General features: G+C 55.1%; 22 protein-coding genes. 20 read left to right on the top strand and 2 right to left on the bottom strand.

Features of this window, described 5'->3' with window-relative positions; translation table 11 throughout:
- The first annotated feature begins 101 nt into the window (after positions 1 to 101).
- Positions 102 to 338, top strand: a complete 237-nt coding sequence (locus DI44_RS01830) for a YuzF family protein (RefSeq protein ID WP_013144273.1) — start codon at positions 102 to 104, stop codon at positions 336 to 338.
- Between the two features lie 20 nt (positions 339 to 358).
- Positions 359 to 1,258 carry a manganese catalase family protein gene (locus tag DI44_RS01835; RefSeq protein WP_014196698.1) on the top strand — a complete coding sequence of 300 codons (900 nt, stop codon included), beginning with the start codon at positions 359 to 361 and terminating at the stop codon, positions 1,256 to 1,258.
- Positions 1,259 to 1,366: 108 nt separating this feature from the next.
- Here DI44_RS01835 and DI44_RS01840 read toward each other — a convergent pair whose 3' ends face one another.
- Entirely contained in the window at positions 1,367 to 2,281 is a 915-nt protein-coding gene (locus DI44_RS01840; protein ID WP_014196697.1) for a LysR family transcriptional regulator, read from the bottom strand.
- 156 nt (positions 2,282 to 2,437) lie between these two features.
- Between DI44_RS01840 and hpaB the strand changes: the two genes are divergently transcribed.
- The 14 genes from hpaB to DI44_RS01910 all read left to right on the top strand — a co-directional run bounded on the left by hpaB (position 2,438) and on the right by DI44_RS01910 (position 15,949).
- Positions 2,438 to 3,916, top strand: a complete 1,479-nt coding sequence (gene hpaB / locus DI44_RS01845; protein ID WP_021321751.1) for a 4-hydroxyphenylacetate 3-monooxygenase, oxygenase component — start codon at positions 2,438 to 2,440, stop codon at positions 3,914 to 3,916.
- A 42-nt stretch (positions 3,917 to 3,958) separates the two neighbouring features.
- Entirely contained in the window at positions 3,959 to 4,942 is a 984-nt protein-coding gene (hpaD, locus tag DI44_RS01850; protein ID WP_021321752.1) for a 3,4-dihydroxyphenylacetate 2,3-dioxygenase, read from the top strand.
- A gap of 134 nt (positions 4,943 to 5,076) precedes the next feature.
- A complete protein-coding gene (gene hpaI, locus DI44_RS01855; RefSeq protein ID WP_011232502.1) occupies positions 5,077 to 6,018 on the top strand; it encodes a 2,4-dihydroxyhept-2-ene-1,7-dioic acid aldolase in 942 nt (313 codons plus the stop codon).
- A gap of 357 nt (positions 6,019 to 6,375) precedes the next feature.
- Positions 6,376 to 7,155: a fumarylacetoacetate hydrolase family protein gene (locus DI44_RS01860; protein WP_021321753.1), complete on the top strand. Its 780-nt coding sequence runs from the start codon at positions 6,376 to 6,378 to the stop codon at positions 7,153 to 7,155.
- Complete coding sequence (locus DI44_RS01865; RefSeq protein ID WP_011232500.1) at positions 7,152 to 7,892, top strand: fumarylacetoacetate hydrolase family protein; 741 nt, start codon at positions 7,152 to 7,154, stop codon at positions 7,890 to 7,892. Before DI44_RS01860 ends, DI44_RS01865 begins: the two co-directional genes overlap by 4 nt.
- A gap of 17 nt (positions 7,893 to 7,909) precedes the next feature.
- On the top strand, positions 7,910 to 8,296 hold the full coding sequence (locus tag DI44_RS01870; protein ID WP_021321754.1) for a 5-carboxymethyl-2-hydroxymuconate Delta-isomerase: 387 nt from the start codon (positions 7,910 to 7,912) through the stop codon (positions 8,294 to 8,296).
- A 15-nt stretch (positions 8,297 to 8,311) separates the two neighbouring features.
- The gene (gene hpaE, locus DI44_RS01875; RefSeq protein ID WP_011232498.1) at positions 8,312 to 9,823 is read left to right on the top strand and encodes a 5-carboxymethyl-2-hydroxymuconate semialdehyde dehydrogenase; all 1,512 of its coding nucleotides are present in this window, start codon (positions 8,312 to 8,314) and stop codon (positions 9,821 to 9,823) included.
- A gap of 39 nt (positions 9,824 to 9,862) precedes the next feature.
- Positions 9,863 to 10,510, top strand: coding sequence for a GntR family transcriptional regulator (locus tag DI44_RS01880; protein WP_021321755.1), 648 nt, complete (start codon positions 9,863 to 9,865; stop codon positions 10,508 to 10,510).
- A gap of 77 nt (positions 10,511 to 10,587) precedes the next feature.
- Positions 10,588 to 11,757, top strand: a complete 1,170-nt coding sequence (locus tag DI44_RS01885) for an ABC transporter substrate-binding protein (RefSeq protein WP_013144282.1) — start codon at positions 10,588 to 10,590, stop codon at positions 11,755 to 11,757.
- Between the two features lie 61 nt (positions 11,758 to 11,818).
- Complete coding sequence (locus DI44_RS01890; RefSeq protein ID WP_021321756.1) at positions 11,819 to 12,700, top strand: branched-chain amino acid ABC transporter permease; 882 nt, start codon at positions 11,819 to 11,821, stop codon at positions 12,698 to 12,700.
- 13 nt (positions 12,701 to 12,713) lie between these two features.
- Positions 12,714 to 13,778 (top strand): branched-chain amino acid ABC transporter permease, encoded by a 1,065-nt coding sequence (locus DI44_RS01895; protein ID WP_021321757.1) that lies wholly within the window; start codon positions 12,714 to 12,716, stop codon positions 13,776 to 13,778.
- Complete coding sequence (locus DI44_RS01900) at positions 13,775 to 14,545, top strand: ABC transporter ATP-binding protein (protein ID WP_033026217.1); 771 nt, start codon at positions 13,775 to 13,777, stop codon at positions 14,543 to 14,545. The genes DI44_RS01895 and DI44_RS01900 overlap by 4 nt, the downstream gene beginning before the upstream one ends.
- A complete protein-coding gene (locus DI44_RS01905) occupies positions 14,545 to 15,270 on the top strand; it encodes an ABC transporter ATP-binding protein (protein WP_033026216.1) in 726 nt (241 codons plus the stop codon). Before DI44_RS01900 ends, DI44_RS01905 begins: the two co-directional genes overlap by 1 nt.
- Positions 15,271 to 15,481: 211 nt before the next feature.
- Entirely contained in the window at positions 15,482 to 15,949 is a 468-nt protein-coding gene (locus tag DI44_RS01910; RefSeq protein ID WP_033026215.1) for a flavin reductase family protein, read from the top strand.
- Between the two features lie 136 nt (positions 15,950 to 16,085).
- Here DI44_RS01910 and DI44_RS01915 read toward each other — a convergent pair whose 3' ends face one another.
- The gene (locus tag DI44_RS01915) at positions 16,086 to 16,649 is read right to left on the bottom strand and encodes an FAD-dependent oxidoreductase (RefSeq protein ID WP_033026214.1); all 564 of its coding nucleotides are present in this window, start codon (positions 16,647 to 16,649) and stop codon (positions 16,086 to 16,088) included.
- A gap of 408 nt (positions 16,650 to 17,057) precedes the next feature.
- Here DI44_RS01915 and DI44_RS01920 point away from each other — a divergent pair, with 408 nt between their 5' ends.
- The 4 genes from DI44_RS01920 (at position 17,058) to bioA (ending at position 21,721) form a co-directional block, all read left to right on the top strand.
- On the top strand, positions 17,058 to 18,890 hold the full coding sequence (locus DI44_RS01920; RefSeq protein ID WP_241766398.1) for a pyruvate kinase: 1,833 nt from the start codon (positions 17,058 to 17,060) through the stop codon (positions 18,888 to 18,890).
- Positions 18,891 to 19,067: 177 nt separating this feature from the next.
- On the top strand, positions 19,068 to 19,631 hold the full coding sequence (locus DI44_RS01925) for a biotin transporter BioY (RefSeq protein ID WP_011232488.1): 564 nt from the start codon (positions 19,068 to 19,070) through the stop codon (positions 19,629 to 19,631).
- Between the two features lie 4 nt (positions 19,632 to 19,635).
- Positions 19,636 to 20,352: a dethiobiotin synthase gene (gene bioD, locus DI44_RS01930; RefSeq protein WP_033026211.1), complete on the top strand. Its 717-nt coding sequence runs from the start codon at positions 19,636 to 19,638 to the stop codon at positions 20,350 to 20,352.
- On the top strand, positions 20,342 to 21,721 hold the full coding sequence (gene bioA / locus DI44_RS01935) for an adenosylmethionine--8-amino-7-oxononanoate transaminase (RefSeq protein WP_015375755.1): 1,380 nt from the start codon (positions 20,342 to 20,344) through the stop codon (positions 21,719 to 21,721). Before bioD ends, bioA begins: the two co-directional genes overlap by 11 nt.
- Positions 21,722 to 21,758: the final 37 nt, after the last annotated feature.

Genomic DNA, 21,758 nt, shown 5'->3' with positions numbered 1-21,758 from the left:
TTTCTTTTCTCGACGTTGGGTTTTTTTGTCATGTTCTGCATGGGGCGGCATATGGATAAAAAGGGAATCTTCTTCAGCGCATCAAAAGGGAGGAAATGAGAATGAACCAGCCCTACGCGTCCCATGCTTCGTCACCGCAGCTCATTGCCCTGGTTGACCCGTATGTGTACCACGCTTTCCAAGCTTTGAACGGCAAAGAAGTGGTGGTGGAAACCGTCCGCGGTTCGATCCAAGGAACTGTGAGGGATGTGAAGCCGGACCATATCGTCATCTCGGCGCATCAGGCGGTTTATTACATCCGCTTGGCGCAAGTGGTGTCTGTTCGCCTCAGCAATTAATGGAGAGGAGGAAAAGAGTCGTGGTATTTCAGCGGATCGACCGGCTGGCGATTGAATTGCCGAAGCCCAAATACGCGGACCCCAATGCGGCTGCCGCTGTTCAGGAGCTGCTTGGCGGCCGTTTCGGAGAAATGTCGACGTTAAACAATTATTTGTTTCAGTCATTCAATTTTCGGCAAAAACAGAAGCTGCGCCCGTTTTACGAGTTGGTGGCGAGCATCACCGCCGAAGAGTTTGGCCATGTGGAGCTCGTGTCCAATGCGATCAACCTTTGCTTGACCGGCTCCACCCATCCAGGTGATCCGGATACAGCGCCGATGAAGGATGCGAAAGACAAGCGCAATACGTATCATTTTATCGCGACGGCGCAGACGGCGTTTCCCGGCGATTCGATGGGGAAGGCGTGGACGGGGGAGTACGTGTTCAACAGCGGCAACTTGATTTTGGATTTGCTTCACAACTTTTTCCTTGAATGCGGAGCGCGCACGCATAAAATGCGCGTCTATGAAATGACGGACCACCCTACCGCCCGCGAGATGATCGGCTACTTGCTTGTGCGCGGGGGCGTTCATATTTTGGCGTACGCCAAAGCGATCGAAGTGGCTACGGGGGTCGATGTGACGAAACTGCTGCCGATCCCGAAGTTGGATAACCGTGTGTTCGACGAGGCGAGAAAGTATGAGGATCAAGGCGTCCACCGCCGGCTTTATACGTTCAGCGATCGCTATTACAAAGAAATCGTCCGCATTTGGCAAGGAACCCATCCAAGCGATGGACAGCCGCTCGAGGTGGTCGAAGGAGCGCCCCAAGGGGGGGCGATCCCCGATTTGGACGAAGTGCCGGAAGAATTCGCCCCCGGGATTTCGGCCGAAGATTTTTTCGAAATCGCCAAGCGGCTGCAGCGGTCGGCAGGGTTGTGATGAGGCGCCCAACGGCGCCTCATTTTTTGAAAAGCAGGTCATTGAACAAAAAGGACGGCGCAACGAGGGCATGACGTTTCCCTTGAGCGTCCACGATTGGAGGAATCGCTATCTTTCTTCATGTTGTTCACCGGCGGCGCGGGCGGCAACGGTTTGGAGCACGTCGAGGAATGTTCGGGCGCTTTTCGGCAAATACCGTTGTCGGTCGAGGATGGCGGCGGCTTCCGCTGTCATCGAAGAGTCGATGATCTCCAGCACCTTGATGCCAGGGAGGCGAAACAAGGCTACGGTGGATTGCGGCACAATGGTGGCCCCGAGGCCTTGGGCGACAAGGGAGAGCAATATGGTCGCGTCCGGGCATTCGCATAGAACGTTCGGTTCAAAGCCATGGCGGCGGCATTCCTCGATGACCCGCTCGTACTGTCCGGCGCCATGCACTCGGTGGAGAAGGAGAAGCGGCCAATCCGCAAAATCGCGCATGCATAACGCGGTTTGGCCGGTTTTCCATTGCGCCGGCAACACGCCGACATAACGTTCGCCGGGCAGACGGATGACGTCGTAATCAGCCGAGTCGATCGGCAGGCGGACGATGCCGATGTCAATGTGCCGCTCGTAAAGCAGCTGGCAAATGGAAAATGTATCTCCTTCACGGAGATGAAAGGTCACGTTCGGGGCTTGTTCATGGAAGTGACGGATGGCTTGGGCCAAATAGTAAAAGCACGATTTAACGCAGCCGATCGACAGCGTTCCCGCCGTTCCCTCTTCGATTTCTTTTACTTCCGCTACGGCGTCATCCAGCTGGGCGAGCAGCCGTTTCGCCTTTTCGTAAAACGCTTTGCCCGGTGCGGTGAGCTCCATTTTTTTCGCCTTCCGGTCAAATAAAGGAACGCCGAGCTCTTCTTCGAGCTGCTTCAGCTGCTGGCTGAGCGGCGGCTGGGCGATATGAAGCTTTTGCGCCGCTTTGGTGATTTGCCCCTCTTCGGCAATCGTGACGAAGTATTTCAGCTGCTTCACATCGATCATGGCCGTGACTCCTCTCTTGCTTCCATATCTTTTTCGTATAGGATGGTTGATCATTTTTGTATTTTTCATATATGAAATCATATGTTATATTAATTTTGAACATTCTGAATGATAGCGCTTCCTTATCTATTATACGTGAAAACGGGGGGAATGAAAATGCCGGCCAAAACAGGTCAGGAGTATATGGAGCGGCTCAAGCGGGCGAAAAGCAGCGTGTACATCCACGGGGAAAAAGTTGAGGATGTCACTGTTCATCCGGCGTTCCGCAACGTCGTCCGTTCGATGGCGGCGCTTTACGACCGGCAATATGAAAAGCCGGAGAAAATGTTGTACCGGTCGCCGACAACCGGGCAGTTCGTCGGCATGACGTTCATTCAGCCGACAACCATTGACGAGCTCATCGCCCGCCGCGAGGCGACGCAAGAATGGGCGCGTATGTCGGCGGGGATGATGGGCCGTTCTCCCGATTATTTAAACGCGGAAGTCATGGCCATGGGCGTCGCCAATGATCTATTTGCCGAAGATGATCCGATGTTTGCCGAAAACGCGAAAAACTACTATGAGTACGCGCGTGAAAACGACATCAGCTTGACGCACACGCTCATCCATCCGCAAATGAATCGCGCCAAGGCGCTTCATGAACAAAACGATGCCGATGTGCCGCTCCATTTGGTGGAACGGCGAAAAGACGGGATCATCGTCAGCGGCATCCGTCTGTTGGCGACGCAAGGCGGGATTACGGACGAAATTTTAGTGTTTCCATCAACCGTGAAAAAATCGACAGCTGGTGAAGACCCGTACGCGCTCGCCTTTGCCATTCCGAACAATACGCCGGGCGTCAAGTTCATTTGCCGCGAGGCGTTTGACTACGGGCGGAGTGCGTGGGACCATCCGCTGGCGTCCCGCTTTGAAGAGGGCGATGCCATCGTTTCGTTTGAAAACGTGTTTGTGCCGTGGGAGCGCGTGTTTGTTTGCGGCAATTCATCGATTTGCAACCGGACGTTCCGTGAGACGAACGCGGTCATTCATATGTCCCATCAAGTGGTGGCGAAAAACATCGTCAAAACGGAGTTTTTGCTCGGTGTCACGCTTTGTCTGATCGAAGCAATCGGCATCGGCGAATTCCAGCATGTGAAAGATAAAGGGGCGGAAATCATGCTCGTCCTCGAGACGATGAAGAGCCACCTGTACCGGGCTGAGCACAATGCGAAGCGAGACCGCTGGGGAACGATGACGCCGGATTTTGCCGCGCTCGATGCCGCGCGCAACTGGTATCCGCGCATTTATCCACGGCTTTCGGAGATCATCCGCATTTTAGGAGCATCGGGGTTGATGGCGATTCCGACTGAAGCCGATTTCCATCATGAAGAAATTGGAGATATCGTCCGCCGCGCGATGCAAGGGGCGACGGTGGACGGCTATGAACGCGTCCAGCTGTTCCGTCTCGCCTGGGATCTCACGATGAGCGCGTTCGGAGCCCGACAGACGCATTACGAATATTACTTTTTCGGAGATCCCGTTCGGATGGGGATGGCGTATTTTGACGGCTACGAAAAAGAGCCGTATAAACAGTTTGTACGCGAATTTCTGCGCGGCGCCAAAAGCGTGTTCATTCCTTCCGACAGCCAGCGGTGACAGTGCAAATTGAGTTGGATTTTTCGAAAGGGGAGAAGGATGATGACATTTTCCATTATTCGCTGCGCCCGCGCGGTGCTGCATGTGACCGATTTGGCCGCCGCCCGCGATTTTTACGAACGGGTGCTTGGGTTTGTCGTGACGGAAGCGGATGAGAGCCATCTGTATTTGCGGGGGCTGGAAGAATATCATCATCATAGTCTTCTATTGAAAAAGGGGCCCCGCCCTGCGGTCGAGGCGCTTGGCTACAAAGTCGGTTCCGAGCAGGAATTGGAAGCGCTTTATGAATGGTTTGCGGCGCAAACGCTGCAGCCGAAATGGCTGGAAGCGGGAAGCCAAAACGCCATCGGTCGGGCATTTCGCGTTCAAGATCCGTCCGGGCTGCCGCTTGAGTTTTTTGCCCAGATGGAGAAAACAGAGCGGCTTTTGCAGCGGTATGACTTGCACCGCGGCGCCCGCGTGCAGCGCATCGATCATTTCAACTGCGCGGTTAGAGATGTAAAGAACGCGTACGACTTTTATGTCCATGGTTTGGGCTTTGCCTGCTCGGAGTATACGGAAACAGAGGATGGGAAACTTTGGGCTGCATGGCTGCACCGGAAGCAAAACGTCCACGATTTGGCGCTGATGAACGGAAAAGGGCCGCGCCTTCACCATATCGGGTTTTGGCTGCCGGACCCGCTCAGCCTGATCCATGCGTGCGATGTGCTGGCGGCGGCCGGATATGCGCCGAACATTGAACGCGGGCCGGGCCGCCACGGATTGTCGAACGCCTTCTTTGTCTATTTGCGCGACCCGGATGGCCACCGAATTGAGCTGTATAACGGCGATTATTTGACGAGCGACCCCGATTTTCCGCCGATCCGCTGGGATTTGGACGATCCGCGCCGTCAAACGTTCTGGGGGCATGCGGCGCCGGACAGCTGGTTTGAAGAGGCGTCCATCGTCCTTGACGTTCACAGCGGCCAGCCGATCGAGCCGAACGAACCGACATTGGCGAAGCGGAAACCGACCTTCCTGATTTAGAAAAAGACCGCCGCCTTTCTGCTCGCGGTTTTTTGGGATCAAGATTATATATGATTTTATCGTTGATTTCATATATGATAATGTGTACAATATAAATAAGATTCAGAAAAATAAAGTCAATAGGGGGCAAAGGGATGGCATACCACGAGGCGAAAGAACGGCTGCGCGGCTCGATCGCGCCGGTCGTCACGCCGTTTGATGAGGAAGGAAACGTTGATTTTGCGGCGCTCGCCGCGCTCATCGATTGGCATATTGAAAGCGGCACGCATGGCATTTCCGTCACGGGAACGTCGGGAGAGCCGAGCTCGCTGACGCTTGAAGAGCGAAAACAGGTGATGGAAACGGCGAAAAAAGCGGTGGCGGGTCGGGTGCCGTTCGTGCCGGGGACGGGCTCGACCAACCATGCGGAAACGATCGAGCTGACCAAATTTGCGCAAGAGATTGGGGCCGATGCCGCGATGGTCATCGTCCCGTATTACAACCGTCCGTCCCAGCAGGCGCTGTATAAACATTTTAAGGCGGTGGCCGAGGCGGTCGACATTCCGATCATCGTCTACAACATTCCGGGGCGGACGGCGGTCAATTTGGAAGTCAAAACGTTGGCGCGGCTGGCCGAAGATTGTCCGAACATTATCGGCGTGAAAGAGTCGAACAAAGACTTCGAGCATGTCAACCGGGTGTTGTGGCATTGCGGGCGCGATTTCCTTCTCTTTTCCGGCATCGAGCTTTTGTGCTATCCGATGCTGGCGATCGGCGGCGCCGGATCGATCAGCGCGACGGCGAACGTCGTGCCGCATAAAGTGGCCGAGCTGCACGACGCTTGGTTTGAAGGCGACATCAAGCGGGCGCAAGATCTTCATTTTGAACTGATGGAGCTCAATGATGTGCTGTTCATTGAAACGAATCCAGGTCCGGTGAAAGCGGCGCTCGGGATGATGGGGAAAATCACCCCGAAGCTCCGGCTGCCGCTCGATTTGCCAAGCGAAGAGCATCAGCAGCAAATCCGCCGCACGCTCGTCAAATACGGCTTGCTGGCTGAAGAGACGCAGGACGAAGAAATGCAAAAAGCGACATAAAACAAGCGCGTGCAACCGGTCACGAGTGTTGATGATTCGTTGCTTCCCGAAAACAGAGCGCCATGCAGCTGCACGCTCCGTCGGCAAGCGAACCGCTTGCCGACGGCGGCAGAAAAGCCGGGAACAGTGCTTTCTCAACTGATTTTGATTGGTTCATCAACACGCCTGGCAACAGGCATATTAGATGCAACGAAATCGTTTAACATATCCTTGACGGAAAAGTGGCTCATCCATTTTTGACTGTCGAAGGCAAGCCGCAGGCTTGCCTCCGTCACGCCAAAGCGCGATCAAATGCTCGGTAAGAGCTGCAAATGGTAAAGCTTCAAATGGCATCGATACAGATGAGGAGGATACATGATGGCGAATGTGCGCTTGCGCCTGGCCGGCATGGTGCGGGCGATTGAGGCGAAGGCGGATCCTTGGAGCGGAACGGTGTCGTTTGGCGGTCGGACGCACCGCATCGATGAATGGGAATGGGCTGCGCCTGTTGACGGGGCGATGTACGGGGTGGCGCTGAATGATGAAAAGGAGTGGGAAGCGTTGTCAACCGAAATGAACGCCCCGCCGTATGAAAAGCCGCCGGAAGGCCCGGTGCTGTATATGAAGCCGGCAAACACCATCAACGCCCATCGGCGTCCGGTGCTTCTGCCTCGTTGGGTAAAGCATCTTCAGGCTGCTCCGGCGCTCGGGCTGGTGATCGGGCGGACGGCGGCGCGCGTGCGGCGCGAGCAGGCGCTCGATTTTGTATTCGGCTATACGATCGTGAATGATCTGTCGATTCCACACGAGCAGCGGCACCGCCCGGCGGTGAAGGAGCAGGCGCGCGACGGGTTCGCCCCAGTCGGCCCGTGGATCGTGCCGAAAGAGGAAGCGTCGCCGCTGTCATCCTTGACCGCACGCGTATACGTCAACGGGCGCCTCGTCCAGCGTGCAGACCCGAGCCGCTTTCGCCTTCCAGTCGAACAATGGCTTGCTGAGGTGACCGAATTTATGACCCTTTACCCAGGCGATGTGCTGTTTTTCAGCTGGCCGGCCGATGCGCCGCTTGTTACAGCAGGAGATGTGGTGCGCATCGAAATCGAAAGGATCGGTGTGTTGGAAAATGAAATCGCCCTGGAACAAGGAGGCGATGAATGATGAGGCGGGCGCGTGTGGCCTGGAACGGAATCGTGACCGAAGCCGAGCCGCTCGACGATGGCCGCCTCCGCCTGCCGGACGGAACGATCGTCGGGGAGCTTGAAGTGATGTGGCTTCCCCCGGTGGAGCCGGGAGTGATCGTGGCGCTTGGATTGAATTATGCCGAGCATGCCGGCGAATTGTCTTTTGTTGCGCCGAAAGAGCCGCTTTTATTTTTCAAAGGGAAAAATACGCTCATCGGCCATCGCGGCCGAACCGTTCGCCCGGAGGGGGTCAACATGATGCATTATGAATGCGAGCTCGCGGTCGTCATCGGCCGCCCGGCCAGCCGGGTGAAAGCGGAACGGGCGTACGATTACATTTTCGGTTACACGATTGCCAACGATTACGCTGTTCGCGACTACTTGGAAAATTACTACCGGCCGAATTTCCGCGTCAAAAACCGCGACCGGACGACGCCGCTAGGCCCGTGGATCGTCAGCCATGAGGAAGTCGGCGATCCGATGGCGCTTCGTTTGCGGACGTATGTCAATGGGGCGGTTGTGCAGGAAGGATATACGGGCGATATGATTTTTTCGATCCCGTATTTGCTTGAGTACATCACCGAATTCATGACGCTCGCGCCTGGCGACGTGATTTTGACCGGCACGCCGAAAGGGGCGGTGAACGTCCAGCCCGGCGATGAAGTCGTGGCCGAAATCGAACGCATCGGCCGGCTGATCAATTACATCGTCTAGCCAAAGGAGGAGGAATGATGCCGCACTTTATTTTGGAATACACGGCCAATATCGGCGAAGAGGCCGATATTCGCGGCTTGCTTGAAAAAATTCACCGCGTGCTGATCAAGCGGAGCGATTGGTTTCCCGTCGGCGGCATCCGCTCGCGCGCCATTCGGCTTGACGAGTATTATGTGGCTGATGGGGCCGAAGACGATGCGTTTGTGCACGGGACGCTGAAAATCGGCGCCGGGCGTCCGGAACAGGTGAAAAAAGAAGTCGGCGACGAGCTGTTTGCCGTGATGAAAGACCATTTCGCCCCGCTGTTCGCCAAACGCTATTTGGCGCTGTCGCTTGAGCTGTATGAATTCAGCGAGGCGGGGACGTATAAACACAACAACATTCATGCGCGTTATCGGACATAGCGGGAGGGGAAACGAATGGCAGTGCAACCAAAAGTGCTTCATTATATCAATGGGCAGTTTGTGGAAGGGGCAGCCGGTGCGTATTTCGACAACATCAATCCGTTTACGAACGGGACGATCAACCAGATAGCCGAGGGGCGGAAAGAAGACATCGACGCAGCGGTCCGGGCGGCGAAGGAGGCGTTTGATCACGGGCCGTGGCGGACAATGCCGGTCGAACGGCGCCTTCGTTACCTTTTCCGCATTGCTGACTTGATTGAGCAGTATGCGGACGACATCGCCTATTTAGAGGCGCTTGACACCGGCATTCCGATCAGCCAGGCGAAAAAGCAAGCCGCCCGCGCGGCGGAAAACTTCCGCTTTTACGCGGAAATGGTGAAGACGCGCCTTGTCGGCGAGGCGTACCATGTGAATGGTCAGTTTTTAAACTATACCGTTTATAAACCAGTCGGCGTCGCCGGGCTCATTACGCCGTGGAATACGCCGTTTATGCTGGAAACGTGGAAGGTGGCTCCCGCGCTGGCGACCGGCAACACCGTTGTCTTGAAGCCGGCCGAATGGTCGCCGTTGACGGCGAATAAACTGGCGGAAATCATCGATGAAGCCGGGCTGCCTCGCGGGGTGTTCAACGTCGTGCACGGGTTTGGCGAAACGGCGGGCGCCGCATTGGTTGCCCACCCGGATGTGCGCCTCATCTCGTTTACCGGCGAGACGACGACCGGCATGGAAATTATCCGCAACAGCGCCGCAACGTTGAAAAAAACATCGATGGAGCTCGGCGGCAAGTCGCCGCTCATTGTGTTCGCCGATGCGGATCTCGAACGGGCGCTCGATGCGGCGGTTTGGGGCGTGTTTTCGCTCAATGGCGAACGGTGCACGGCCAACTCGCGGCTGCTGCTCGAGCAGTCGATTTACGACGAATTTGTCGCTCGGCTCAAAGAGCGCGTCGACCGCATCGTCATCGGCGATCCCATGGCTCCAGCGACCGAGCTTGGCCCGCTCATTCACCGTGCTCACTGGGAGCGGGTGAACCGCTATATTGACATCGCCAAGCAAGAAGGGGCGGACGTCTATGCCCCCAGCGTTCCAACAGGGTTGGAAAAAGGCAATTTTGTGCCGCCAACGTTGCTGCTTGGTTGCCATAACGGCATGAGGGTGGCGCAGGAAGAGATTTTCGGACCGGTCATGGCGGTCATGTCCTTTGCGGATGAAGAAGAGGCGATCCGGCTGGCGAACGATGTGAAATACGGGCTGGCGGCATACGTCTGGACGAACGATATGAAGCGCGGCCACCGCGTCGCCCAAGCGATCGAAAGCGGGATGGCGTGGGTCAACTCGCCGAACGTCCGCGATTTGCGCATCCCGTTTGGCGGGACGAAATACAGCGGCATCGGCCGCGAAGGTGGGCATTACAGCTTTGATTTCTATACGGAAGTGCAAGTCGTCCACGTCGCGGTCGGCGACCCGCCGATCCCTTCGTTCGGCAAGGCGAAGCCGCCTTCCGCTTTGTCTGCAGAACAGAAATAACAGCTGGTCAACATATATTATGTGATATATGATAGATGTATGGAAACGAAAGCGAAAAACAAAACCCAATTGGCTTACGAGTATATTCTTTCCCGCATTGAAAACGGCGTCTATGGCCCGGGATACCGCGTCGTCATCGACCAAATCGCCCGCGAGCTTGGACTCAGCAGCATCCCGGTGCGCGAGGCGATCCGCCAGCTCGAGGCGGAAGGGCTTGTCGAATTTAAGCCGTATACAGGCGCCGTTGTGAGCAACATCAACGAGAAAGAATATATCGAGACGCTGTCGGTGTTGGCTGTGCTGGAAGGCTATGCGACCGCGCTCGGCTCCCCCCATTTGACAAAGGAGGCGATCGATCGGCTTGAGCAAGTAAACGAGCGGATGGAGCGGGCGCTTGAAGAGCTGGAGCTGGAACGGTTCAGCGAGCTGAACTATGAATTTCACTCTCTGATTTACGCCCATTGCGGCAACGCCTATCTTGAAGAGCAAATCAAGCAAATTTGGCAGCGGATGAAGCGCATCCGCGCCTACGGCTTCACCTTTGTGCCGCAGCGGGCGAAAGCATCGATCGAAGAACATCGAGAGATCATCCGTCTGTTGCGTGAACAGGCGCCGCCGCATGAAATCGAACAATACGTTCGTCAACACAAAATCAACACCGCCGAAGCGTTTAAGCGGCGGCGCTGATCTTCTTCCGCCGGGTGGAGGCCTGGCGGGAGAACGATGATTTGAAAGCGTTGTCAATATAAAAGGGGGCAAAAAAGATGAAAAAAGGAATGTCTCTATTGATGGCGGCATTGTTGCTCATTTTCCTTGCCGCCTGTGGGAAGACGGCGACATCGGGAGGAGAGGATGAAATCAAAATTGGCGCCATTTTTTCGGCTTCCGGCGGGGCGGCCCCGCTTGGCAAACCGGAGATGGAGACGGTCAAAATGCTCGTTGAGCAATGGAACAAGCAAGGCGGCATTGATGGAAAGAAAATTAAGCTGATTGCCTATGATGACAAGTCCAACCAAAACGAGGCCGTATTATCCACGAAAAAACTCATCGAACAAGACAAAGTGACGGCCATCATCGGCGGCACGATCAGCGGCAACTCCTTAGCCATGATTCCACTCATTGAAAAAGCAGGCATTCCGTACATTTCCCTCGCCGCAAGCAAACAAATCGTCAACCCAAGCGATGGATCCTCGCGTCATTGGACATTTAAAACCGCTCAAGGGGACAATATCGTCATTCAGAAGCTGCTTGGTTTTTTAAAGGAAAAAGGATGGACGAACGTCGCTTGGCTGAACGTCGCCAATGCATACGGAACAAGCGGGCATGAAGAGTTTGTGCATTATGCCCCGGAATATGGGGTGAAAGCCGTCATCGAAGAGGAATTTGAGGCGACGGTCGATGACGCGAAAGCGATGTTGACAAAGGTGAAAAAAGCGAATCCGCAAGCCATTATCGTATGGGGAACGGCGCAGGAATCGGCGGTCGTCACGAAAAACATCCGCCAGTTGGGCATTGAGGCGCCGATTGTGGAAAGCCACGGCATCGGCACGAAAAGCTTTATCGACTTGGCCGGGGAGGCGGCCAACGGCGTATGGTTCCCTGCCGGGCGCATTTTAGTGGCCGATCAGCTTCCGGACAGCGACCCGCAAAAAGAAACGCTGCTAAAATACAAAGAACAGTTTGAGAAAGCGTACGGCTATGCCCCGACAACGTTTGGCGGACATGCGTGGGATGCGTTCCATTTATTGGTCAATGCGATCAAGGAGGGCGGCGCGGATCAAGAGAAAATACGGTCGGTTCTGGAGAATACAAGAAAATTTATCGGCATTTCGGGCGTCTTCCATATGTCGAAAGACGACCATACAGGGCTTGACGCCGACAGTTTGGTGATGGTGCAAATTCAAGACGGCAAGTTTGTCCTTGCCGAGCAGTAAACAGGGAATGAGGTCGCTAATTCCCTTTTGTTCCACCTAACCGTTGAAGGAGGGACGGGGCATGGAAGCGTGGAGCCAGTTTGTGCAGCTGTTGTTTTCCGGGCTGACGGTCGGCAGCATTTACGCGTTGGTGGCGATCGGGTTTGTCATTACGTACAGCGTGACCGGCATTTTAAATTTGGCTCAAGGCGATTTCGCTATGTTGGGGGCGTTGTTTTGCATTACGTTGGTCAATAACGGAGTGCCGTTTGCCGCGGCCATCGGTTTGAGCATGCTTGCGGTGATGGTCGTCGGTGGGCTGTTTGAGCGGCTGGCGATTCAGCCGGCGCGCCGTTCGCCTGTCGCGGTGCTCATTATCATTACGATCGGGGCGTCGTTTGTATTCCGCGGGATCGCCTTGCTTGTTTGGGGGACGGATCCGTACGCGCTGCGCCTCTTTACGGGCCATGGGGCGCTTGAGGTGTTTGGAGCGGTCATCCAATGGCAAAGCGTCTGGGCGATCGTCATTTCGCTCGCAAGTTTTGCCGCCTTGCATCTGTTTTTTCACCGAACGTACATCGGCAAGGCGGTGGCGGCCTGTGTCATCAATCCGTTTGCCGCTCGGTTGATGGGGATTGACATCCGCAAAATGTCGCTTGGCGCGATTGCCGTCAGCGCCGGTCTTGGAGCGCTGGCGGGAATCGTCATCGCCCCGATTTCGGGCGCGTCTTATGATATGGGAATGATGATCGGGCTGAAGGCGTTTATTGCCGCTGTTGTCGGGGGATTGACGAACGCCCCGGCGGCGATCGCCGGTGCGTTTCTCGTCGGGCTGCTTGAATCATTTGCGGAAGGATACTTGTCCTCGGGGTACAAAGAAGCGATCAGCTTCGGGCTGCTATTGCTTGTTCTGTTTTTCATGCCAAACGGGTTGTTTGCCAAGATGACAGGAAAACGAGTGTAAGGGGGGCGGATGGATGGAGCACGGTCAACGAATGACGGATGGACGGAAACGATGGCTCTTGCTTGTTGGCGCAGCCGTCTGGCTCGGTCTCCCTTGGCTCGTCTTCGGCAATAACTACGTGCTAAGCACTCTGATTCTCATCGGGCTGTACGCGCTCGTGAGCACAGGGATGACGCTGTTGATGGGGTATGCGGGCCAAATTTCGCTCGGCCAGGCGGCGTTTTACGGCATCGGGGCTTATGCGTCCGCCTATTTGACCGCGCATGCGGGATGGCCGTCCTGGCTGGCGCTGGCTGCCGGCGCGGTTTTGGCTGCATTGGTGGCGCTTGTGGTCGGCATCCCAGTTTTTCGGCTGCGTGAGCATTATTTGGCGTTGGCGACGTTAGGCTTTGGCGTCATTATGTTTACATTTTTCAAGGAATGGAAAGAGATCACGGGAGGGCTGAATGGTTTTTTTGGCATTCCGCCGATCCGTATAGCCGGGGTTCCGTTGCAAAGCGATCTCCAGTTTTACTACCTCGTTTCGTTGTTTGTTCTGGCCGGGTTATGGTTTGCCCATAATATTGTCCGCTCCCGGGTCGGAAGGGCGCTGCGGGCGATTCATGGAAGTGAAGTGGCCGCAAGTTCGCTTGGGGTGAACATTATGAAATACAAGCTGCAAATGTTTATGCTCAGCGCGGTTTACGCATCGGTGGCCGGGAGCTTATACGCCCATTATGTCACGTTTATCAATCCGGACTTATTCGGCATCGTCCCGTCGATTTCCTTTTTGATTATGGTGGTGATCGGTGGATCGGCCCATGTGTGGGGCGGGCTCGTCGGCGCGGCCGTCTATGTTTGTTTAGGAGAATGGCTCAAAGCCGTTGTCCCGCTGTTGCTTCCGAATGCCGGCGGAGAGTTTGAAATTGTCTTTTTTGGCTTGTTGTTGGTGGTCATGTTGATTTATATGCCGAACGGGTTGACGGGTGTGATGCAAAAGAGGATGCGGCGCTTTTTTGAAATGGGCGGACGTCAAGAGAAGCAGATAGCCACAGTTGAGAGGCATAAGGCGCGTTCGATCGGAGGGGAGCGGGGATGAGCGCAGTGTTGCTCGAAGTGGAGCAATTGTCCAAGTCATTTGGCGGCGTTCAGGCGGTGCAGAACGTGTCCTTTCACGTAAAAAAAGAAGAAATCGTCGCGGTGATCGGGCCGAACGGGGCAGGCAAAACGACCTTGTTCAATATGATCAGCGGCATTATTCCGCCGACGAGTGGTCTCGTTCGTTTTCAAGGAGCCGTGGTCAGCGGCAAACAACCGCACGAGTTGGCGATGCTGGGAATGACAAGGACGTTTCAAAACTTGCAGCTGTTTTCTGATATGACGGTGTTGGAAAATGTGATGGTCGGATTTCATTCACGGTTGAAGAGCGGAATCCTCAGCGCCGGCTTTCGGCTGCCGCGTACGGTGAAAGAAGAAAGGCAAGCGCAGAAACAGGCGTTTTCCTGCCTCGAGCAGGTCGGTTTGGCCCATCTCGCCTGTGAGCGGGCAGGCACGCTGCCATATGGGATGCAGCGGCTCGTGGAAATCGCTCGGGCGGCTGTGTCTCGTCCTTCGCTCATTTTGCTTGACGAGCCGATGGCCGGGCTGAACCCGCAAGAATCAAAGCAGCTCGTTGATGTGTTGCTGGCGATGAGGGAACAAGGCTTTACCTTTTTGTTCGTGGAACATGATATGGAAACGGTGATGGCGATCGCCGACCGGATCGTCGTCCTCGATTATGGGAAAAAAATCGCCGAAGGGGCGCCGGAAGAGATTGCGCGGCATCCTGATGTCATCAAGGCGTATTTGGGAGAGGAGGCGGTCTGATGCTCGTGCTTCGCAACGTTCATGTCTACCACGGCCATTTGCACGTGTTAAAAGGGGTCAGTTTGCAAGTGGACGAAGGAAAAATCGTCACTGTTGTCGGCGCCAACGGGGCGGGCAAAAGCACGCTGCTCGGCACGATTGCCGGCGTCTACGCTCCAACCGAAGGGGAGATTCTTTTTGAACATAAACCGCTTCCATACGGAAAGGTGGAGCAAATTGTTGAAAAAGGCATTTGCCTTGTGCCGGAGAGGCGGCAAATTTTTGACAGCCTGTCCGTGAGGGAGAACTTGCTGCTGGGGGCGTACCGCCGCCACCGCCGCGACGGACAGGAAGTGAAGCGCGACTATGAGCGGGTGCTTGAACTGTTCCCGAAACTGCAAACGATGCTCGACCGTCCGGGAGGACTATTAAGCGGCGGCGAACAGCAAATGCTGGCGATCGCCCGCGGGCTGATGGCGAGACCGAAGCTGCTCTTGCTTGACGAACCATCGTTAGGGCTGGCGCCGCTTGTGGTCAAGGAAGTGATGGGGATGCTGACACAGCTCTGCGATCAATTTCAGACGGCCATGATTCTTGTCGAGCAAAACGTGCGTGCCGCCCTGCAGACAGCGGATGAGGCGTATGTGTTGGAACGGGGAAGCATCGTGGTGCACGGGAAGGCCGCCGAGCTGCTTGCCGATGAGCGGGTGGCAGAGGCGTACCTTGGAGCGGCGGGCCGCCGATGACAGCCGTATATCGTCGTTGTTTCTTTCCCCTATTTCTGCTATGATGGGGGTAGATTTGACCCTCATTTCGGCATGAATGGGGCCTAGCCATAGAGGCAAGATGTCGGACGAAGCGCCCGTCGTGTGGAAACATCAAGAAGGAAAGCCGCCCAACCGCCAGCTGAAGGCGTAGGGCTGCTGGATGACGAAAAGGGAAGGATGGGAGAAACGTATGGATGATCGTACATTTCGCAGAGCCATGGGAAAATTTGCGACCGGCGTGACGGTCGTGACGACCGACTTTCAAGGGGAAGCGAAAGGAATGACGGCGAACGCGTTTATGTCCGTTTCGCTCGACCCGAAACTTGTCGTCGTCTCCATTGGCCATAAAGCGCGAATGCATGACATTGTCAAGCAAACGGGGAAATTTGCCGTCAACATTTTGCGGCGCGATCAAGAGGAGTTGTCGCGCTTGTTTGCCGGCCAGTTGAAAGAAGAGCGCCCCGTTTCGTTTGATTGGGTGAACGGCCATCCGATTTTGCCGGAGGCGTTGGCGAATATTTTATGCAACGTCCACAGCACGTACGTGGCCGGCGATCATACGCTTTACTTTGGGGAAGTGACCGATATTTTGATGAAAGACGAACCGGGCGACCCGCTCTTGTTTTTTGAAGGGAAGTACCGGAGCATTGGACAATAAGCGCCCTTGGATGGATCGGGGCCGCTATGTCGATGCGGGTACGACGCAACAGGCAGTTCAGCCCGTCATCTTGCGTCCCGGCCGTTTCCATGGCGCTATTAGAAAAGGTGTCCCGCTGTTTGGGACACCTTCGTTGTTATTTTTTCAATACATCGTGATCAACATACCGTTCGCCGTTCAGTTCGCTGATGACGTTGATGGCGACTTTCGCCCCGTCGCCCGCTGTGATGATCGTATGAACGCTGACGCCGGCCACCGTCCCTGCCGCCCAAATGCCGTCGATGTTCGTTTTGCCATTGGCGTCGACGTCAATCACCGTTTTAATGCGCGGCTCCGTGCCCGGTTTGGTGCGCAGGCCGATTTTTTTCGCCAGATCCGTGGCGACGCCGGTGGCGAAAATGACGTGTTTCGCCTCAAAGGAGCCGTTTTCCGTTTCGAGGCGGAAGCCGCCGTCCGTTTTTTGCACGTCTGTCACTTGCGTTTCCACCAATTCCGCGCCGAATTTCGCGGCTTGCCGTTTTCCTGTTTCGACCAATTCCGGGCCGCTGATTTCCGGAACACCGTAATGGTTTTCCACCCAAGCGCGCTTGGTCATGCCTTTGTCGCTGTCAAACAACACTGTTTTCTTTCCCGCTTTGGCGGCGAAGATCGCAGCGCTCGCTCCCGCCGGTCCAGCGCCGATGATGGCGATGTCGTACATCGTGACCGCCTCCTTGTTTTGAATATTGGCACTATCATTCATTACTTTATCACAAATGGAAAAAGGGTCCAAATGATCTGCTTTTTATTTATAATTGCTATCATTTTATATTTACTTTAAATAATTATGGGCGTATAATAGATACCAAACACGCAGCAAAGGGGAGGAAACGCGTGAATAAACCGGCCGTTTGTGAACAGTGCGGCCAGCCGTTGCGGCGGCTGAAACACTCACTGCTTTGCCAATGCGGGACGAAAATTGTGGTTCAAAAATCATATCGCTAAAAACGATTTCCTGTTTCTGTCGTATTCAACCGGCGAATGGCGCCGGTTTTTTTCTGTCCTCATTTGGGGTGGCGGCGAATATATAAAAGTAAAACCGCATTTTTCACAAGGGTTGGTGCCGCTGATGCACGACAAACGAGATTTGGGCGCCCGCTTGGCCGCTTTTTACCGAGGGATGGCGGAGTGGGTGGGACAAAAGAAGAAGTATTTTCCTCTTCCATCCCATGAAGAGAGCCGAGATCAGTTGCTTGCTTACTTATATATGAGGGAGCATATGCCGTCGGATTTGCATGAAGCGATGGAAGACGCCGGATGGCGGCTCGAGGGGCAAGAGGCTCATCTCATCGACGCGATCGAACAAGTTTTGGCCTATTTGCGCACGCGGGTTGATGGCGGATGGGAGCTTCGAAAGATGACAAGAAAGGAAGCGAAACAGTTGCTTCATAAACGGGCGGAGGCAGTGTTCGGAAGCCCAAGTTCTGTTCGGCCGACACGCATTATGGTGACGATGGACGAGGCATGGGTGGATGAGCCGGGGCTGATCGAGCGGCTGCTTCTTTATGGCATGGACATTGCCCGCATCAACTGCGCCTACGGTTCTCCAGAAACGTGGGAGGCGCTCGTGGCCATCATTCGTCAAGCCGAGAAGCAGTTGGAGCAACAGCTGCAGGGGAGGCGATGCCGCATTTACATGGATCTGCCGGGGCCAAAAATCCGGGTCGACCGCTTGGCGGTCAACGCGGGGCCGATGAAGCTCTCTGTGAAGAAAAATCTATATGGAGAGCCAATGGAGCCGCTCTTCGGCCTCATTTCCTTCTCTTCTTCCCCGCCGCCGTCTCCGCTCCCCCGCGATGTTTCATTCTTGTGGCAGTTGACGGCTGAGGACGGAGCGACCGTCGAAGAAGGGGATAAACTGCTGTTTACCGATGTGCGCGGAAAAAAACGAAAACTTCGGGTCACGGAACAAATCGCGCCGTCTTGTTTTAAAGTTCTTCTTTCGCGGACGGCCTATGTGCAAAAAGGGATGAAACTGCGGCGCGGGTCGGCTTCCTTCACTCTATGTTCTGTTTTGTTCATTCCAATGAAAGCGTTTGTCACGGTCGGTACACCGCTGTATATTTATTTCGATGACGCTGCGTTTGCACAGGCGCAGAATGGATGCGGTGTGAAAATGACGACGACGTTGGCGAAAGCGTGGCGCAATGTGCGGGCGGGAGACCGCCTTTATTTGAACGACGGCCAAATTGCAGCGCGGGTCGTGAAAGTGCACGAGCGGCATGTAGAGGCCAAAGTCGTTGCCGATGGCGGAAAGCGAAAAGCGATTAAGCAAGGAACGGGCATCCATCTTCCCGATTCGTTTCTCCATTTGACGGTTCCGCCGCTCACCGACCGCGACCTTGAATGGATTCCGTTCATCGCGAGATGGGCGGATATCGTCGGGCTGTCGTTTGTTCAGGCCCCTCATGACCTGCGAAAGCTTTATCATTTGCTTGCCGAACAAGGGGCTGGTTCTCTCCCGGTGATCGCGAAAATCGAAACGCGGGCGGCGCTTCATAACTTCGTTCGCATCTTGCTTGAGGGATTGAAGTTTCCGGCGTTTGGTGTGATGATTGCGCGCGGCGATTTGGCCCTGGAGATTGGATTTGAACATCTTGCGGCCGCACAGAACGACGTTTTGGCGCTATGCCGGGCGGCTCACATCCCGGTCATTTGGGCGACGCAAGTGCTTGAACAAATGGCGAAAAAGGGAATTCCGTCGCGCGCGGAAATCTCGGATGTTTTTGTTGGAAAACAGGCGCAATGCATCATGTTGAACAAAGGAAGGCATATTGCGGAGGCGGTGCGCTTATTGTCGTCGTTGTTGGAAAAGGAGGAGAGGCAGAGTGGATCGCTGGCGATGCCGAAAACGGACGGCGAACAGATGAACCTGCTTAACTTGTGGGAGGATGAAGGGTGAGCGTTGGCCACTGCTTCCGCCGTCTGTTTGAGAAATGAGCCGCGCCAAAAAAGGAGTCCTGCTGTGTTAGGGGGCTCCATATTTTTTGTCTAAATGTAAACCTATATAAAAATAAAGTTGACAAATAAAAAACACATCAGGCACAATAGAAACAAATATTTGGAGAGGAGGGAAGATGTGCGAATCCATTCCTTTGTTTGGGCGGCATTTTTTGCCGCGTTGACGGCTGTTGGTGGGTGGATCAAAATTCCGGTGCCGTATGTGCCGTTTACGCTGCAAATCGCGGCGGTGTACTTGGCCGGCTGTCTGCTTGGCCCAAAAATCGGAGCGCTTAGCCAACTTCTATATGTCTTGATTGGGCTGGCGGGCGCGCCCGTGTTTGCGGAAGGAGGCGGGCTCGGTTATATTTGGAAGCCGACGTTTGGCTATTTGCTCGGTTTCATCGCCGGGGCGTATACGTGCGGCTTGCTTGTCCGCCGCTTTCAATGGACAAGAGCGAGAGACATATTGATGGCGAATGCAGCGGCATTGTTGGTCGTGTATGTGTTTGGCTGCGCGTGGCTGTACATAGCGATGAAATGGATCGCGGGGGCTCCGCTTTCCATCGGCCAAACGCTATGGTTCGGCTTTCTTCTCCCGGTGCCGGGAGATCTCGTGCTTTGCGCCGTTTGTTCGGTCATCGCGGCGCGCGTATGGCCGCGCGTCCGACCGATCATGATGACTCGAGGGATGGGGGGATAAGAGAATGGGGCAAGCCATTTTCATGACGGGAACAGGAACAGAAATCGGCAAAACGGTCGTCACTTCCATCGTGGCGTTGGCGCTGGAGCGGCTTGGGATGAGCGTAAGCGTGTTGAAACCGGTTCAGACTGGACTGGCCGAAGACGGGGTGTCGTTTGCCGAACAATATTGGTACGAACGAGTGGCGAAGCTTTCCGCATCAGAAGGCATGTACTATATGGAACCGGCGATGTCGCCGCATTTAGCGGCGAAGTTGACCGGCACGTCCATCGAACCAGAGAGGGTGGCCGAACGGTTGGGATGGCTTACGCAGCGCTATGATGTGGTGCTCGTCGAAGGAGCGGGAGGGTTGGCCGTTCCGTGGTGTGAGCGCGACGGACGATTCTATATGACGAGTGATTTCCTTCGTGATTATCAGCTGCCGGCGATTCTCGTGTCGCTCTCAAGCCTTGGTGCGATTCATCACGCGGTGACGACGGCGGCGTATGCCGACGCGCAAGGCATTCGTCTGCTTGGCCTGATGTTTAATCAGTTTCAGGAACAAGAGATCATCCACCAAAACAATGTCGAAACGATCGCCGCCTTGCTTCGGCTGCCGGTGCTGGCGGTCGTGCCGCTCCTTCCTGCAGTCTCAAGGAGGGAACTGGAAACCCTAGCTCAGCATTGGATCGAACAAGGAAAGGCGAAACAACTGCTGGAGGTGCTTGGCGTTGGCGTATAGCTACGAGCAATTGGAACAGTGGGACAAGCAGTACGTCTGGCATCCATTTACGCAAATGAAGCAGTATGCCAAAGAACGCCCCTTGATCATTGAACGCGGGCAAGGAAGCTATTTGTACGATGTCGACGGCAACCGGTACTTGGACGGCTATGCGTCGCTATGGGTCAATGTCCACGGCCATAACGATCCGGAGCTGAATGCGGCGCTTCGCGAGCAATTGGAGAAAATTGCCCATTCGACATTGCTTGGTTCGGCGAATGTGCCGTCGATTTTGTTGGCCAAACGGTTGCTTGAATATTGGCCGCACATGTCAAAAGTGTTTTATTCCGATACCGGGGCGGCGGCGGTGGAAATCGCGCTCAAGATCGCCTATCAGTATTGGAAAAACATCGACCCGGTCCAATATGCGAAGAAGAACAAGTTTGTCTCGTTGAAGGAAGCGTACCACGGCGATACGGTCGGGGCGGTGAGCGTTGGCGGCATGGAAACGTTCCACCGCATTTTTGCGCCGCTTTTGTTTGAGCGGATCGAAGTGCCGTCGCCGTACGTGTACCGTATGGACGAATACGGAAGCGAGCAGGAGATCGTCGGCTATTGTTTGCGTGAGCTGGAACGGGTGCTTGAGGAGCAGCACGATCAAATCGCCGCGGTTGTCATCGAGCCGCTTGTGCAAGGAGCGGCGGGGATCATCGTCCATCCGCGCGGGTTTTTAAAAGGAGTGGAAAGGCTTTGCCGCCGGTATGGGGTGCTCTTCATTTGCGACGAGGTCGCCGTCGGCTTTGGCCGCACCGGCACGATGTTCGCTTGTGAGCAGGAAGAGGTGAAGCCTGATCTTGTCTGCCTTGGGAAAGGGATTACTGGAGGATATTTGCCGCTCGCGGCCACACTGGTCACGGAAGAGATTTATGCGGCATTTCTCGGCGATGTGGACGAAGACAAAACGTTTTACCACGGCCATACGTATACGGGGAATCAGCTCACTTGTTCCGTTGCGCTGAAAAACATTGAGCTCATCGAAAAACGCAGCTTGATTGACAGCGTAAAGCGGAAGGCGCGCCGGCTGGCCGAATGGCTTGAGCGGTTGTATGAAATTCCAATTGTTGGCGACATCCGGCAAAAAGGCTTGATGTGCGGCATTGAAATCGTGAAAGACCGAAGAACGAAAGAAGTGTTTCCGCGCGCGGCCATGGTGGAGCACCGGATCATCCTTGAGGCGCGCCGGAGGGGGCTTGTCATCCGTCCGCTCGGCCCGGTGTTGACGTTCATACCAGTTCTTTCGATGAGCGAAGACGAAATGGCTGAGGCGGTGCGCATTTTGTTCGATTCGCTTGCCTGTTTGTACGAACAGGCGCGCGCAGAGTTTCTATAAGCGGGGGCGGCGGACAGTAACGGGTTCGGTTCAGAAG

Origin of the sequence: Geobacillus sp. CAMR5420 (assembly GCF_000691465.1) — a bacterium.
Lineage (GTDB): Bacteria > Bacillota > Bacilli > Bacillales > Anoxybacillaceae > Geobacillus > Geobacillus thermoleovorans.
This window is presented reverse-complemented; position numbering and strand designations above follow the sequence as displayed.

What these genes read in the sequence shown, in the direction of transcription:
- DI44_RS01830 (WP_013144273.1), top strand. Translation starts at nt 102, where the DNA reads ATGAACCAGCCCTACGCGTCCCATGCTTCGTCACCGCAGCTCATTGCC.
- DI44_RS01840 (WP_014196697.1), bottom strand. Translation starts at nt 2,281, where the DNA reads ATGATCGATGTGAAGCAGCTGAAATACTTCGTCACGATTGCCGAAGAG.
- hpaB (WP_021321751.1), top strand. Translation starts at nt 2,438, where the DNA reads ATGCCGGCCAAAACAGGTCAGGAGTATATGGAGCGGCTCAAGCGGGCG.
- hpaD (WP_021321752.1), top strand. Translation starts at nt 3,959, where the DNA reads ATGACATTTTCCATTATTCGCTGCGCCCGCGCGGTGCTGCATGTGACC.
- hpaI (WP_011232502.1), top strand. Translation starts at nt 5,077, where the DNA reads ATGGCATACCACGAGGCGAAAGAACGGCTGCGCGGCTCGATCGCGCCG.
- DI44_RS01860 (WP_021321753.1), top strand. Translation starts at nt 6,376, where the DNA reads ATGGCGAATGTGCGCTTGCGCCTGGCCGGCATGGTGCGGGCGATTGAG.
- DI44_RS01865 (WP_011232500.1), top strand. Translation starts at nt 7,152, where the DNA reads ATGATGAGGCGGGCGCGTGTGGCCTGGAACGGAATCGTGACCGAAGCC.
- DI44_RS01870 (WP_021321754.1), top strand. Translation starts at nt 7,910, where the DNA reads ATGCCGCACTTTATTTTGGAATACACGGCCAATATCGGCGAAGAGGCC.
- hpaE (WP_011232498.1), top strand. Translation starts at nt 8,312, where the DNA reads ATGGCAGTGCAACCAAAAGTGCTTCATTATATCAATGGGCAGTTTGTG.
- DI44_RS01880 (WP_021321755.1), top strand. Translation starts at nt 9,863, where the DNA reads ATGGAAACGAAAGCGAAAAACAAAACCCAATTGGCTTACGAGTATATT.
- DI44_RS01885 (WP_013144282.1), top strand. Translation starts at nt 10,588, where the DNA reads ATGAAAAAAGGAATGTCTCTATTGATGGCGGCATTGTTGCTCATTTTC.
- DI44_RS01890 (WP_021321756.1), top strand. Translation starts at nt 11,819, where the DNA reads ATGGAAGCGTGGAGCCAGTTTGTGCAGCTGTTGTTTTCCGGGCTGACG.
- DI44_RS01895 (WP_021321757.1), top strand. Translation starts at nt 12,714, where the DNA reads ATGGAGCACGGTCAACGAATGACGGATGGACGGAAACGATGGCTCTTG.
- DI44_RS01900 (WP_033026217.1), top strand. Translation starts at nt 13,775, where the DNA reads ATGAGCGCAGTGTTGCTCGAAGTGGAGCAATTGTCCAAGTCATTTGGC.
- DI44_RS01905 (WP_033026216.1), top strand. Translation starts at nt 14,545, where the DNA reads ATGCTCGTGCTTCGCAACGTTCATGTCTACCACGGCCATTTGCACGTG.
- DI44_RS01910 (WP_033026215.1), top strand. Translation starts at nt 15,482, where the DNA reads ATGGATGATCGTACATTTCGCAGAGCCATGGGAAAATTTGCGACCGGC.
- DI44_RS01915 (WP_033026214.1), bottom strand. Translation starts at nt 16,649, where the DNA reads ATGTACGACATCGCCATCATCGGCGCTGGACCGGCGGGAGCGAGCGCT.
- DI44_RS01920 (WP_241766398.1), top strand. Translation starts at nt 17,058, where the DNA reads ATGCACGACAAACGAGATTTGGGCGCCCGCTTGGCCGCTTTTTACCGA.
- bioD (WP_033026211.1), top strand. Translation starts at nt 19,636, where the DNA reads ATGGGGCAAGCCATTTTCATGACGGGAACAGGAACAGAAATCGGCAAA.